11 protein-coding genes are annotated in these 15,423 nt (G+C 51.5%); 1 reads left to right on the top strand and 10 read right to left on the bottom strand.

What is annotated here, in order from left to right:
* Positions 1-202: 202 nt before the first annotated feature.
* The 7 genes from pheT to ABXT40_RS09110 all read right to left on the bottom strand — a co-directional run bounded on the left by pheT (position 203) and on the right by ABXT40_RS09110 (position 8,687).
* Positions 203-2,608 carry a phenylalanine--tRNA ligase subunit beta gene (gene pheT, locus ABXT40_RS09080; protein ID WP_443645295.1) on the bottom strand — a complete coding sequence of 802 codons (2,406 nt, stop codon included), beginning with the start codon at positions 2,606-2,608 and terminating at the stop codon, positions 203-205.
* Entirely contained in the window at positions 2,608-3,693 is a 1,086-nt protein-coding gene (gene pheS / locus ABXT40_RS09085) for a phenylalanine--tRNA ligase subunit alpha (protein ID WP_443645296.1), read from the bottom strand. Before pheS ends, pheT begins: the two co-directional genes overlap by 1 nt.
* 164 nt (positions 3,694-3,857) lie before the next feature.
* Positions 3,858-4,211 carry a 50S ribosomal protein L20 gene (gene rplT, locus ABXT40_RS09090; protein WP_443645297.1) on the bottom strand — a complete coding sequence of 118 codons (354 nt, stop codon included), beginning with the start codon at positions 4,209-4,211 and terminating at the stop codon, positions 3,858-3,860.
* 13 nt (positions 4,212-4,224) lie between these two features.
* Positions 4,225-4,422: a 50S ribosomal protein L35 gene (gene rpmI, locus ABXT40_RS09095; RefSeq protein WP_443645298.1), complete on the bottom strand. Its 198-nt coding sequence runs from the start codon at positions 4,420-4,422 to the stop codon at positions 4,225-4,227.
* A 218-nt stretch (positions 4,423-4,640) separates the two neighbouring features.
* Positions 4,641-5,129: a translation initiation factor IF-3 gene (gene infC, locus ABXT40_RS09100; RefSeq protein WP_443645299.1), complete on the bottom strand. Its 489-nt coding sequence runs from the start codon at positions 5,127-5,129 to the stop codon at positions 4,641-4,643.
* Between the two features lie 205 nt (positions 5,130-5,334).
* Positions 5,335-7,263 carry a threonine--tRNA ligase gene (gene thrS / locus ABXT40_RS09105; protein ID WP_443645300.1) on the bottom strand — a complete coding sequence of 643 codons (1,929 nt, stop codon included), beginning with the start codon at positions 7,261-7,263 and terminating at the stop codon, positions 5,335-5,337.
* A gap of 221 nt (positions 7,264-7,484) precedes the next feature.
* A complete protein-coding gene (locus ABXT40_RS09110) occupies positions 7,485-8,687 on the bottom strand; it encodes a glycosyltransferase family 4 protein (RefSeq protein ID WP_443645301.1) in 1,203 nt (400 codons plus the stop codon).
* 88 nt (positions 8,688-8,775) lie between these two features.
* On the opposite strand from ABXT40_RS09110, the gene ABXT40_RS09115 reads away from it, so the two are divergent.
* Positions 8,776-9,537 carry an alpha/beta hydrolase family protein gene (locus ABXT40_RS09115; RefSeq protein ID WP_443645302.1) on the top strand — a complete coding sequence of 254 codons (762 nt, stop codon included), beginning with the start codon at positions 8,776-8,778 and terminating at the stop codon, positions 9,535-9,537.
* Between the two features lie 13 nt (positions 9,538-9,550).
* Here ABXT40_RS09115 and ABXT40_RS09120 read toward each other — a convergent pair whose 3' ends face one another.
* The 3 genes from ABXT40_RS09120 to gltB all read right to left on the bottom strand — a co-directional run bounded on the left by ABXT40_RS09120 (position 9,551) and on the right by gltB (position 15,410).
* Complete coding sequence (locus ABXT40_RS09120) at positions 9,551-10,225, bottom strand: glutathione S-transferase family protein (RefSeq protein WP_443645303.1); 675 nt, start codon at positions 10,223-10,225, stop codon at positions 9,551-9,553.
* A 76-nt stretch (positions 10,226-10,301) separates the two neighbouring features.
* Positions 10,302-10,805, bottom strand: coding sequence for a GNAT family N-acetyltransferase (locus ABXT40_RS09125; protein WP_443645304.1), 504 nt, complete (start codon positions 10,803-10,805; stop codon positions 10,302-10,304).
* Positions 10,806-10,871: 66 nt separating this feature from the next.
* Positions 10,872-15,410 (bottom strand): glutamate synthase large subunit, encoded by a 4,539-nt coding sequence (gltB, locus tag ABXT40_RS09130; protein WP_443645305.1) that lies wholly within the window; start codon positions 15,408-15,410, stop codon positions 10,872-10,874.
* Between the last annotated feature and the right edge of the window lie 13 nt (positions 15,411-15,423).

The raw sequence follows: 15,423 nt of genomic DNA on the forward strand, positions 1-15,423 counted from the left end.
ACTTGCGGAAGAAGAAATTTATGAAAAAAACTCAATAAATGCAAATTCGCACTGAAACAGACAAAAATAATTGGTTTTTCTCGCAAATCACACAGCTGTTTTTTCCAAATAAGTCATCTTGGATAAGATCGCAGATCGAAGGTCTAATCCAATTGGATTGATTAGCGTGATCGAGGGATTTGACTTAGGCAAGCGGGCCGCGCTATCCACGAAGAACGGCACCACAATTCTTGCCAGCAGCGGCGATGACCGCATCACTAATGGCCTCGATTTCAGCTTCGCTCAATGTCGCTTTTTGTGGCGTCAAGGTAATGTTAACGGCAAGCGACTTTTGACCGTTGCGAATATTTTTACCCTGATAAACGTCAAATAGCTGAATATCACTTACCAAGGGCCCAGCTGCCGATTTTACCGCACGAAGAAGCTGGCTTGCCGGTACATCGTCATCAAGAATGAATGCAAAATCACGACTGACCGGCTGGAAAGGTGACATTTTCAGATAGGAACGCGCAGGCCCGCGTGATTTTGCCAATGGCACATCTTCTAAAAACAGCTCAAAACCGACAAGCGTATTTCGGAGCCCGAAATGCGCCGCCACTTGCGGATGCAATTCACCAAATTGCGCCAGCAAAGACCGGCCTTGCAGCAACCGGCCACAACGACCCGGATGAAAATAATCAGGCCCGCCGGATTCGATTTGCAAGCTGCCACGCCGCACACCAAGAACCACCAGCGCCGCTTCGGCATCAGCCTTGGCATCAAACACATCAACCGAACGCCGGCTGCCATGCCATTCGCGTGGTGCCATTGCCCCATGCCGAATTGCCGCCACAGCGGTTCGTTGCTGATCAGGCTCATCACCAAGAAAGACCGGCCCAACCTCAAACATCGCAATATCAGCTTCGCCCCGGTCTTGGTTGCGGGCGGCGGCCGACAAGAGATTTGGCAAGGCCGATGGGCGCATGATTGACAGATCAGCACTAATCGGATTGACCAAGCGCAGACTGGTATCACCGCCACCAAACATCACCGCTTCTTTTTCAGCAAGGAAAGAGAATGTTACCGCCTCGGTCAAACCACGTTCGGCCATCGCACGGCGCAGCCGCAATGGACGTGCCTGTGCCATATTCACCGCTGGCTGGGCAACAACATGTTCACGCGGCAAATGCACCATCGGCAAATGATCAAATCCATAAATCCGGCTAATCTCTTCAACAAGGTCGGCAGCGCCGTCAATATCACCGCGCCATGGTGGCGGGTTCACCTGCAGGCCAGCCGCATCTTCGCGAACCGTAAAGCCAAGATTTTCCAGAATTTCGGTCTGGCGCGCCTTTGGCACAATCATGCCAGTCAGCCGTTCAACCTTGTCGCTTGCCAGAAAAAGTTCGCGCTTCCAGTCGGCACCGTCACCGGCAATCACCATATGGCTTGCCTGTCCGCCACAAATATCCATCACTAATCGCGCCACATAGCCTGACGCCCATTCCGGTGATGTCACATCAAGACCACGTTCAAAGCGAAAACGGGCATCTGAATGGATATTGAGCTTGCGACCCGTTGTGGCAACGGCAATCTGATCAAAAATCGCAATTTCCAGAAACATCTTATCGGTAGCATCACTCACGCCAGACCGCTCACCACCCATGATGCCAGCAAGATCATCAGGGCCATTGGCATCGCCAATCACCAGCATATCTTCGTCAAGATCATAGGTTTTTTCATTTAGCGCGGTCATGGTCTGGCCGGGTTTTGCCCGACCAATGATCAATTTGCCGCCATCAATTTTTTCAATGTCATAGGCATGAAGCGGGCGGCCAAGATCGACCATCACATAATTGGTAATGTCGACCAACGCGCTGATTGGCCGTTGGCCAATGGCGGTTAGGCGGTTTGCCATCCATGCAGGACTGCTGCCATTTTTCAATCCGGTAAAGGCACGGCCTGATACTAATGGGCATAGATGCGCCTCATCGGCTGCCAGATTCAGATCCCATGATATCGGGCTGTCAAAGCTGCCTTCAAGCGGGCTTGTATCAATTGGCTTTAACTGGCCATAACCAGCCGCTGCCAGATCGCGTGCAACACCGCGAACGCCAAGACAATCAGCCCGGTTGGGCGTGATCGCAATTTCGATAATCGGGTCATCAAGCCCAGCATAGACGGCAAATGATGCGCCAACAGGGGCATCTGCCGCCAGATCGATAATGCCATCATGTTCATCCGATAGCTGCATTTCGCGTTCCGAACATAGCATGCCATTTGACAGCTCGCCGCGAATCTCACCGGTTTTCAGCGTCAGATCAATTCCGGGAACATAGGCACCAACCGGCGCAAAAACACCCTTCATGCCAGCGCGTGCATTCGGCGCGCCACAAACCACCTGAACAGGATCACCAGCACCAATATTGACCATGCAGACGCGCAATTTATCAGCATTGGGATGTTGCTCAGCCGAGGTCACTGCGGCAATCACAAATGGTGCCAAGGCAACCGCACGATCGACAACTGATTCGACTTCCAGCCCAAGCATGGGCAGAACGTCCAAGATCTCAGCCAGCGGCCGATCGGTTTCAAGATGGCTGAACAGCCAGTCGCGGGTGAATTTCATCAGACAGCCCCCCCAGCAAGACCGGCATGAATTGACGGCGCATCAAATGGCAAAAAGCCGTAATGGCGCATCCAGCGCAAATCGCTATCGTAAAATGTGCGAAGATCGGGGATGCCATATTTCAGCATCGCAATCCGTTCAATCCCCATACCAAAGGCAAATCCTTGATATTTTTCCGGATCATAGCCGCAATTTTCTAAAACGCGTGGATTGACCATGCCCGATCCGAGAATTTCCAACCAATCATCACCAGCGCCAATTTTCAGCGCACCATTATTGCGGGTACAGCCAATATCAACTTCGGCGGATGGCTCGGTAAAGGGGAAATAGCTTGGCCGAAACCGCACTGGCAAATCATCAACGCCAAAAAAGGTACGGCAGAAATCAATCAAACAGCCTTTGAGATGCCCCATATGAATGCCGTCGCCAATGACCAGCCCTTCACATTGATGAAACATCGGCGAATGTGTGGCGTCATGGTCCGACCGATAGGTGCGTCCGGGAACAATGATGCGGATTGGTGGCTCATTAGCCTCCATTGTCCGAATCTGCACCGGCGAGGTGTGCGTGCGAAGCACCTTGCGTTTGCCATTGGCATCGGCTGGCAAATAAAAGGTGTCATGCTCCTGACGCGCGGGGTGTTCGGGAGGAATATTCAACGCGGTGAAATTATAATAGTCAGATTCGATATCTGGGCCTTCGGCAACCTCAAACCCCATTTCGGCAAAAATGGCGATCACTTCTTCAATGGTGCGTGACAAGGGGTGAAGCCGTGCATCAATTTCGGGTCGACTTGGCAAGCTTACATCCAACCGTTCGGCGGATAGTCTTGCATTCAGCGCTGCTGATGCCAGCAGCGTCTGTTTGGCTTCAATTGCCGCGGCGATCTCGTCCTTGGCCTTATTCAGTGCCTGACCTGCCTGTTTGCGCGCTTCAGCATCAATGCCGCCAAGATCGCGCATCATCAATGAAATGCGGCCTTTTTTCCCAAGCGCGTCAATGCGAATTGCCTCAAGCGCATCAAGGCTATCTGCGGCACCAATGGCGTCAATGATTTCTGAAGATACGGCATCAAGGCTTTGCATTATATTTCACCATCGGTCGTCATATGATTCAAAAAGAAGTGGGCTTGAAAAAAACGAGCCGCCGTGATCGCAGTGGCCAGATCAATCATGGTCAAAACCAATCATTTTTTCTGGCACCGGTCAACACAACGGCTCGTCTGTCGTCTCGTATTTTGGGAAGATCCCTAGCTTGCCGCTTTTGACCGCTCTACCAGGGCCTCAAATGCGCGTGGCTCATTCACCGCCAGATCAGCAAGCATTTTGCGATCGACTTCGATTCCGGCTTTGATCAGGCCACCCATCATCTGTGAATAGGTTACACCATATAGGCGTGCAGCGGCATTGATCCGCTGGATCCATAAAGCGCGGAACTCCCGCTTCCGCACACGCCGGTCACGATAGGCATATTGACGTGCCTTATCAACGGCTTGGGTAGCGGTTCTGAATGTGTTTTTACGACGTCCGTAATAGCCTTTAGCCGCCTTGATTACCTTGGCGTGCCGGGCGTGAGTCGTGGTACCTCTTTTAACGCGTGCCATTTACCAGCCTCCGTTAAGCGTATGGAAGGAAACGTTTAACGATGCGCGCATCCGCATCGCACAAGATCATGGTGCCACGAGCTTGACGTTTCATTTTCTGGGAACGGCGACGTAGGTTATGGCTTAGGAAGGCGGCGGAGCCGCGAACCTTGCCATTTGCGGTCAGGCGAAATCTCTTTTTCGCACCGCTTTTGGTCTTCATCTTGGGCATTTTGACCTCTTTCTTCTTAAAAGGAAGCTTGTTCCACGTTCAATCCAGGGATTTCGGCGGAAAAGCGATAAACCGGCCGGGCATGCCCTGATTTTTCAGGCCCGGACGCGATATTAAACGCTAAATAAGCGGGTTATATAGGGAAAGACTTGCGGAATCAAGCCCTGATCCTATTGATCGTCAAAGTCTCAACAGCGGGTCATAGTCTAGCTTTGGCCTTATTTTGGTGCCAAAACCATAATCATCTGGCGACCTTCCATTTTTGGCATCGCCTCGACCTTGGCAAATTCGTCAGTTTCGTTGCGAACCCGAGTCAAAACGATGGCACCAAGATCCTGGTGTGCCATTTCACGGCCACGGAAACGAAGCGTTACTTTCACCTTATCGCCGCCACTCAGGAATTTTTGCACACTGCGCATTTTGACCTGATAATCATGCTCGTCAATATTCGGACGAAGCTTGATTTCTTTGACCTCGATAATCTTTTGCTTCTTACGCGCTTCATTGGCGCGTTTCTGCGCTTCATATTTATATTTGCCGTAATCAAGAATTTTGCACACTGGCGGGTCAACATTGGGTTGCACCTCAACCAAATCAAGGCCGAATTCTTCGGCCTGACGTATTGCATCTGATGTATCTAGAACCCCAAGCTGGGCACCTTCTGGATCAATGCAGCGTACTTTTGGCGCACGGATGGCGCCATTCACGCGTGGGCCGTCCAAAACGGGCGGCGTATTACTATGTGGACGTGCTATTTAACTCTCCTATAGCGGTCAAAAAGATTCAAATTTGTTCAAACCAGTATCGCCAAGGTCTAAACAGCTTCTTCATTACCAAAAACAGCGGATTGATACCAGTTTTTTCGATTTAACCAACAGGTAACCGTCCGTTATGCGTTTTTTCAGCGTCTATCTAGGGCTTTGCAACCATATCCGGGGCAAGACTCTCGCTTTGCAATGTCGCCAGCGCTTCGGCCATATCAATAACCTGCTGCTCATTTGATCCAAGACGGCGCAATGCAACCGTTCTGGCTTCGGCTTCGCGTCCGCCAACCGCCAAAATAAAGGGCACCTTCATCACGCTATGTTCACGCACCTTATAGCTGATCTTTTCATTGCGAAGATCGGTTTCGACACGCAAGCCAAGATCGGCAGCGGCGGCGGCAACTTCGCGGGCATAATCATTGGCCTGAACAGTAATCGACGCCACCACAATCTGCACCGGTGCCAACCATGCTGGCATACGACCCGCATATTGTTCAATCAAAATGCCAATCCAGCGTTCCATTGATCCCAAAATAGCACGATGCAACATCACCGGACGATGGCGATTACCATCTTCGCCAACATATTCGGCGTCCAACCGGTCAGGCAGCACAAAATCAACCTGCAAGGTACCGCATTGCCAATCACGACCAATCGCATCACGAAGCACAAATTCAAGCTTTGGCCCGTAAAAAGCACCCTCACCCGGATTTAAAATCGTATCCAGCTTTGCCGCCTTTGTCGCATCGGTCAGCGCCGCTTCGGCACGATCCCAAGTGGCATCATCACCAGCGCGCACTTCCGGCCGGTCAGAAAATTTCACCCGAACATCATGAAACCCAAAATCAGCATAGATTGATTGCAACAGCGAACAGAATTTCACCGATTCAGCCGTAATCTGGTCTTCGGTACAAAAGATATGCGCATCATCCTGCGTAAAAGCGCGTACCCGCATGATGCCATGCAAGGCACCTGATGGCTCATTGCGATGGCAAGATCCAAATTCGGCCATCCGCAATGGCAAGTCACGGTATGATTTGATGCCCTGCCGGAAAATCTGCACATGGCATGGGCAATTCATCGGTTTGAGTGCCAAAGTTCGTTCATCTTCAGATTGGGCGGTGAACATATTCTCACCGAATTTTTCCCAATGGCCAGAGGCCTCCCACAGGCTGCGATCAACAAGCTGCGGGGTTTTCACTTCGCTATAGCCAGCCGCATCAAGACGGCGGCGAACATAAGCTTCGATTTCACGATACAGCACCCACCCCTTGGCGTGCCAGAAAACCGAACCAGCCGCTTCTTCTTGCAAATGAAACAGGCCAAGCTGACGCCCCAATTTGCGATGGTCGCGTTTCTCGGCCTCTTCCAGCATATGAAGATAGGCTGCCAAATCTTTTTCAGTGACCCATGCCGTGCCGTAAATCCGTTGCAGCATCGGCCGGGTTGAGTCGCCGCGCCAATAGGCACCGGCAACTTTCATCAATTTGAAAGCATGACCCAGTTTGCCCGTTGATGGCAAATGTGGGCCGCGGCAAAGATCAATGAAATCACCCTGCTGATAGAAAGTGACGGTTTGATCGGCAGGGATCGCCTCGACCAGTTCTATTTTGAAAGGCTCGTTATTCTTTTTATAGAAAGCCACCGCTTCATCGCGCGTCCAGACATTGCGGATAATTGGCTCGTCACGGTCAACAATCTCATGCATCCGCTTTTCAATGCTGGCAAGATCATCTTCGCTAAAGGCCGTTTCACGATGGAAATCATAATAGAATCCATTTTCAATCGCCGGACCGATCGTGACCTGTGTTTCGGGGAATAATTCCAACACCGCTTCGGCCATGACATGCGCGCAATCATGGCGCAATAAAGCCAACGCCTGTTCGTCTTTGGCCGTGACCAGTGACAGCCGCGCATCATTTTCGATTGGACGGGTCAAATCCCATTCAGCGTCGTCAACAACGGCAAGCAATGCAGCCTTGGCAAGACCCGGCCCGATATCGGCAGCAATTGCTGCTGGTGTTACCGGCTGGTCATATGATCGCTGCGATCCATCTGGAAGCGTGATATTTGGCATTATTGTAAAAAACCTCTTACTATCGATGGAGCCAACGGCTAGTTAGCCGCTTCGCCACAAACTTGGCAGACCATAGCCGCACCCTTGCCGAAACTCAAGTACACTGGTGGCTCAGCGTGCAAATCTATAGCCAAATTGAACGCCACCTCTCTGGCCATCAAGGCAGGCGCATGGCATCACCGGCACCACTGCCGCAAAATTAACATTCCCAAATCATCAATTTATGATTTTGTGTTCCGGTTCGCCGCCGCCCTATCCAGCACCCGCCGATAGATTTTGATCGTTTGCCGACACATGGTCTCGGTCGAAAAATTGGCTTCGATATGCTGCCTTGCCGTAGTGGCAAGCGTTTTGCGTTTGCGTGAACCTAGATCAAGCGCGGTCTGCAATGCCACCGCAAGGCTGTCAGCATCACCTGGAACCGCCAGCCAGCCAGTTTCACCATGCCGAATGGATTCGGTTGCCCCGCCATGATCAAAGGCCACGACGGGGCGACCCATTGCCTGTGCTTCGAGCGCAACACGGCCAAACGGCTCTGGCGTGATTGACGGCATTACAACCACATCGGCAACCATCAAGGCTGCCGGCATATCATCAACAAGCGGGGTCAGTCGAAACCGACCTTCAAGCCCCAATTGCTGGCCATACCGCACCAATTCAGACACGAAAGCAGGCTTGCCATCACCAGCACCAATCATCAAACAGATGAAAGGTCGGTCTTTGATCTTGGCTAGAGCCTGCAATAAGATCCGGTGCCCTTTCCACATCGTAGCGCGCGCCGGAAGCATAATCACCGGCACATCTTCAGGGATAGCCAAGCCTTCGACAAAATTAACAATTCGGGTTTGATTCACATTGTCGGGGTTGAATAAATCAACATCGACACCGCGATGCACCACCGTCAAGCGCTCTTTGACATCGACATATTGGCTGGTGATCAAATCTTTCACATAGTTCGAAATTGCAATCACATGATCGGTTTTCAACAATTTGCGATTATACATCCGCTTTAATGCCGATAAGGCGATAAACCGCCCATGAACCGTGCTTACCGTCGCAATGCCAAGCGCCGCTGCGGCTGGCAGCGCAATCCACGCTGGCACACGCGAGCGAACATGCACAAGATCAGCATTTTCACGGCTCAGAATTGCTTTTAACCGGCGACGAACTTGCGGCCAACGAAACGGGTTTTTGGTATGAACATCAAGCTGATAATGCTTCGCCCCAAGACGATCGAGATGCCGCACCATTGGCCCACCGCGCGAAATAACAATCGCGCGGCCACCATGTTTTTGAATTGCGTCGGCCATTTCAACCGTGCCACGTTCAACACCGCCACGAATCATCGCTGGCAGAATTTGTACAATCGTTGGCGCGTCGCCTTGGCGTTGTTTCAACAATTTCGATTTTGGTGCTACTATCATTGGCCTTATAAATGGCTATCGTTTGCTAGTTTGGTCAAGATGTAATGAGACGAAAACCGGCAAATGCCAGATCATGAAAGTGAAAAAAATGCAATCTCTTGCATGGCACAGCATAAACCAATCAGGCAAAATCGCCTATAACAGACTTGCCGGCAAAACGCCCGGGATCATCTTTTTATGCGGACATGGCTCGGACATGGATGGCAGCAAGGCATTGTTCCTTGAAAGCTGGGCACAACAACAGGGACGTGCCTTTTTGCGGTTTGACTATAGCGGGCATGGCCAGTCAGATGGTGCCTTTCTGGAAACCAATATTTCCGATTGGACGCGTGATGCGATTGCCGTTCTTGACGATCTAACCACGGGCCCTCAAATCCTTGTTGGATCTTCACTTGGGGGCTGGATCATGCTGAATGTCGCGCTGGCACGGCCCAACCGGATTGCGGGGCTGATCGGCATTGCAGCCGCCCCCGATTTTACCGAAGATTTGATCTGGCAACCGCTTGATGATGATCAACGCAACAAGATGAAAAATGATGGCCAGATCGTGATGGAAAATCCCTATGCCGATGATCCGGTTATCTATCCCTATCATTTGATCGAAGATGGCCGCCAGTATTTGCGGCTTCGTGCGCCTTTGGCGATCACTGCACCGGTTCGCCTTTTGCAGGGCATGAATGATGCCGAAGTGCCATGGCAAACCGCAACAAGGCTTGCCGATTGCTTGCAATCTGATGATGTTGTTCTGCATTTCGACAAAAGCGCAACGCACCGGTTTTCCGAACCAGCACAATTACGCCTTCTCGAAACGGTTTTGGTGATGCTGCTTGATCAGCTTGACCCGAAATAGCCGCGCTAAATCTCTAAAAATCGAGGTCGCAATAATGGTCTGGCGGGGTCAAACCAACAACCTGATCGGCAAGAAGATCGCGGAATGATGGGCGTGATTTCATTTTGGCGTACCAGCTTTTGGCTTCGGGGTGGCGGCTCCAATCAATATCACCGAGGAAATCGAGAACCGACAAATGCGCAGCGGCGGCCAGATCGGCAAGCGATATTTGCCTGCCAGTTAGCCAGTTCCCCTGTTCGGCCAGCCAGTCAATATAATCAAGATGAATTTGCAGATTGCTCATCGCCGCCCGCATCACCACCGATGATGTTGTGCCTTCACCAGAAAACCGTTTGATAACGCGCTCAGACAATAGCGGTGTTCCGACTTCGCGGCTAAATTTATATTCAAACCAATGCACAAGACGGCGAATTTCGGCACGCGCTGGTGCTTCACCCCATAACAAATTATGCTGGCTCGAATCTTCGGTTTCTTCGATAAATTCAGCGATCACCATTCCGCCACTGATGGCAAGCCCATCTTCAGTGACCAAAACTGGTACATCACCCGCCGGATTAAGCGTCAGGAAATCTTCGCTACGCTGCCACGGAATTTCCAGCTTTGGCAAAACCATCAGACCGCGTTCGGCAAGCACAAGCCGGATAAAACGCGACGATGCTGACAATTGATAGTGATGCAAAACCCGCATGAACCCGAAAACCCCTTACCATCAATTGCGGCCAAGATCGGCCGTCGTTCACATAGCATTTTATACTGGTAACATATTATGCTGGCGGCGTAATACCCCGAACAACAAGCCCGCTTGACGGCAAGCTTGCCAACGCACCCGGCACCAGCTCGCAAAATTGCAACCGTTCCGGCTCGACAAAGCCGGGCCAGTCAAGATCATAGCCAGCCGCAGGCACAAATCCAAATTTCGGATAATAATCAGGCTCGCCTGACACTAGAACAATCCGCCATTGCCCTAGCCGTGCAAGCCGCATTCCCTCTTGAACCAATTGTCGGCCAAAGCCTTTGCCGCGAACATGAGGCTGCACCGCAAGCGGGCCAAGCAGCAAAATGGATTCATCATTCAACATGACTTCCCAGAACCGCAATGATCCAACGGCTTGATCATCGTCATAGCCAACAAGACATAATGCGACAACCGGCGCCCCCGGGCGCAACGCCCAGACCGACCGATCATACCGATTTGGCCCAAACGCCTCGGTCATCAATGCTTCGATGACCTGACTATCTGCCTGTGTTTGCTGCGTAATCTTGAACATGATTATGCTTTATAGAAAAGTAGCAACAGACACAATTGGCTTTTGCATGGCCATTGAAATCAATGATTACGCCGTTTCGGACAGATCATCCTCAAGCGTAAGCGGCACATCCAAAACCGGAATGATTTCGGTTGGAACGACCTGCCAGAAATTCTGCAAGGCCTTTTCCCACTGGTTCAAGATGCGTGCGGCAAGGGCACTTTCGGTTTCGCGTGCATGTTCGGCAACAAGATCACGAAGCTTGTTTTCCCAATGCGGATGCGCAATCCGGAAAAGCTGCAGGCTTTCCCGATTTACCCGTGATCCAAAATTACCAGCCTCGTCATAGATAAAGGCCATGCCGCCAGTCATGCCAGCGCCGAAATTGTCACCAACCTCGCCAAGGATCACAACATTGCCACCAGTCATATATTCACAAGCGTTCGACCCGCTTCCTTCGACAACTGCCGTTGCACCCGAATTACGAACACATAAGCGCTCGCCAGCCTGACCCGCCGCAAACATCTTGCCTGAAGTCGCGCCATAAAGAACCGTATTGCCGATGATGGTGTTGGCACTAGCAACAAACCCAACTGCCACTGATGGCCGAACGACAATCATGCCACCTGATAAGCCTTTGCCAACATAGTCGTTGGCATCACCAATCACATCAAGGCGAAGACCTTGCGTCGCAAAAGCACCCAAAGACTGGCCTGCCGAGCCACGAAGCCGGACAAGAATATGCCCTTCACGAAGACCGGTCATGCCAAACCGCCGCACAATATGCGACGACAGCCTTGTACCAATGGCCCGCTGGGTGTTTTCAACATTGTACGACAATTGCATCTTGGATCCGTTTTCAAGCGCAAGCTTGGCATCAACAACCATTTGCGCATCCAGCGTGTCCGGCACTTCGGTACGGGCACCGCCACGGCTGCTGACCAATTCATCTTTGCTGTCAGCCCGAACCAGAATGGGGTTAAGATCAAGGTCATCAAGCGCGGCATCACCACGGCTTACCTGCGTCAGCAAATCGGTACGGCCGATCACTTGCTGCAATGTGGTAAAGCCAAGACTCGCTAGAATTTCGCGAACTTCCTCGGCTAGATGGGTAAATAGCTGAACCACCTTTTCCGGCGTGCCTTCAAATTTCGCCCGCAGATCATCTCGCTGCGTGCAAACGCCGACCGGACAGGTGTTGGAATGACATTGCCGAACCATGATACAGCCCATTGCGATCAATGATGATGTGCCAATGCCATATTCATCAGCGCCAAGCATCGCTGCCATCACGACATCGCGGCCTGTTTTTAATCCACCATCGGTTCGCAGCACAACCTTGTTGCGAAGGTCATTCATCGACAGCACTTGATGCACTTCAGATAGACCCATTTCCCACGGCAAACCGGCATATTTGATTGATGATTGCGGGCTGGCACCAGTGCCGCCACCATGGCCTGAAACCAAAATCGAATCCGCCTTGGCCTTGGCAACACCGGCGGCAATTGTGCCGATACCGGTCGAAGCCACCAGCTTGACGCAAACCTTTGCATCTGGGTTGATCTGTTTTAGATCATAGATCAGCTGCGCCAAATCCTCGATTGAATAGATATCGTGATGCGGTGGCGGTGAAATCAATGTCACACCCGGGGTTGAATGGCGCAATTTTGCGATCAGGCTATCAACCTTGATTCCAGGCAATTGGCCGCCCTCGCCAGGCTTGGCGCCTTGCGCAACCTTTATTTCGATCTCTTCACAATTATTCAGATATTCGGCAGTGACACCAAACCGGCCCGATGCAATTTGCTTGATCGCGCTTGACGGATTATCGCCATTTTCGCGAAGCTTGAAACGCGCCGGATCTTCGCCACCCTCGCCCGAATCCGATTTAGCTCCGATACGATTCATCGCAATCGACAGGGTTTCATGCGCCTCGGGGCTTAGCGCGCCAAGCGAAATGCCCGGTGAGACCAACCGTTTACGGATGTTGGTAATTGATTCGACACGGTCAATCTCAACTGCCTCACCAGCCGCCTTGAACGCCATCAAATCACGAAGATTGATTGGCCCCTGATCATTGACCAGCGATGAATATTTTTTCCAGCTTTCAAAAGATCCGGTATCGCAAGCATGTTGCATTGCATGGATCAATTGCCCGTCAAAGGCATGACGTTCGCCAGATTTGCGATAGCGGAAAAACCCACCAACCGGCAAATGCACATCATCATTGGCAAAGGCCTTGTTATGCATCTCAATAACCCTCGTTGCGATGCCTTTCAGACCAAGACCGGAAATACGCGACGACATTGGTGGGAAATAATCTGCAACCAATGACCGTGACAGGCCAAGTGCCTCAAAATTATAACCACCACGATAAGAGGCAATCACTGAAATGCCCATTTTTGACATGATTTTCAGCAAGCCTTCTTCGACTGCCTTTACGAAATTACCAACCGCATCACGAAGTTCCATGCCAACAAGCAAGCCGCGCTCATGCCGCTCGGCAATCGCCGCTTCGGCAACATAGGCGTTTACCGTGGTTGCACCAACCCCGATCAAAACAGCAAAATGATGGACGTCAAGACATTCACCGCTAGCCACATTGACCGATGTAAATGTGCGCAATTGCTGCCTGACAAGGTGCGAGTGAACCGCGCCTGTTGCCAAAATCATTGGCATTGGGACCCGGTTTTCCGACACATTTCGGTCGGTCAGCATCACATGCTCACAACCTGACCGAACGGCTTCTTCGGCCTCGGCCTGAATTCGCTCTAGCGCATCGGTAAAGGCAGTCTCAGACCCGTCATTGTCAAAACTACAATCAATTTCGGCCGCCTTTTTTCCAACATAGCGGCATAGCGCATCCCACTCTGGCACCGTTAAAACAGGTGAATTCAATACCAGATGATCGCATTGCTCGGGCGCTTCATCCAGAATATTGCCAAGATTACCAAGCCGTGTCCGCAGCGTCATCACGTGACGTTCACGAAGCGAGTCGATTGGCGGGTTGGTCACTTGCGAGAAATTCTGCCGGAAGAAATGATGCAGGCCACGATAGCGGTTTGACAAAACGGCAAGCGGCGTATCATCACCCATTGATCCAATGGCTTCTTTGCCGGTTTGCGCCATTGGCTGCAAAACCAGTTCCATATCTTCCATTGTCCAGCCAGCCATCATCTGACGGCGACGGGTTTCGGTCTTGGTGAGAGGCTGGCTGGCTTTACCAGTTGAATTCGCCAATAGCGAATCCATCTGCTTGGCGCGGCCAATCCATTTGCTCCAGTCGCATTTCTTGGTCAAAGCGTCTTTCAACTCGCCATCTTTATAAAGACGGCCTTCGGCAAGATTGATACCGATCATCTGACCCGGTCCAAGCCGCCCACGTTCGGCAATTTTGGTATCGGGAACAACAACCATTCCGGTTTCTGAACCCGCAATAACAAGCCCGTCATGCGTCACCACATAACGAAGCGGGCGCAATCCGTTACGGTCAAGACCGGCAACGACCCAATCACCAGCATAGGCCGCAATCGCCGCCGGACCATCCCATGGTTCCATAACCGAATTGCAATAGGCATACAGCTTGGCACGCGGGTGATCGCTGCCAACATCAATGGCCTCGGGGATCATCATGGTTTTCACCATTGGCAATTGCCGCCCACCGTGAAGCAGCAATTCAAATACCGCGTCAAGCGCTGCCGAATCCGAACTGCCATTGGCAACAACCGGCTTTAAATCCCCAATTGCATCGCCAAACAAAGTCGATTCCATGCGGTCCTCATGACAGCTCATCCAATTTTGATTGCCACGAATGGTGTTGATTTCACCATTATGCGCCAAAACGCGGAATGGCTGCGCCAATTTCCAAGTTGGCATGGTGTTGGTCGAATAGCGCTGATGATAAATTGCAAAAGACGACACAAAGCGCTGATCAAGCAAATCTGGGAAAAAAGCTGTTACCTGCTCGGCAAGGAACATGCCTTTATAAATGATCGACCGGCTGGATAGTGAACAAAGATAAAAATCATTGATCATATGTTTGATAACGGCTTTTTCGATCCGGCGGCGCACCAGATAGAGCTGGCGTTCAGCTTCGGCGGCATCCATTTCGACCGGCATCGAAAACATGATCTGTTCAATTTCTGGACGCGTCGCAATTGCCTTTGTGCCAAGCGCCTTGATATCTACCGGTACCTGTCGCCAACCATAGACGCTGTGTCCGACAGCTAGAATTTCTTGCTCGACAATACAGCGGCAGCGTTCCTGCGCGCCCAAATCGGTACGCGGCAAAAACACCATGCCAACCGCCAACCTGCCGCCATCATCATCATGGCCGGTGCGCGCGATATGTTCGATAAAAAAGTCGCGTGGAATTTCAATATGAATACCGGCACCATCGCCAGTCATGCCATCAGCATCGACCGCACCACGATGCCAGATTGCCTGCAACGCCTCGATCGCTGATTCGACAACAGCGCGGTTAGGCTTGCCATCTTGTGCCGCCACGAAACCAACACCACAAGCGTCATGTTCCATTTGCGGGCCATAGACACCCGCTTCGGTTAATTTGGCTTCATTCGCAGCACGGCGCTGAAGATAGGCGGCTTCATCAAAATTCTTTGTCATTTCACCCTCCGTA

Source organism: Candidatus Ponderosibacter sp. Uisw_141_02 (assembly GCF_048087665.1).
Classification (GTDB): domain Bacteria; phylum Pseudomonadota; class Alphaproteobacteria; order Puniceispirillales; family Puniceispirillaceae; genus UBA3439.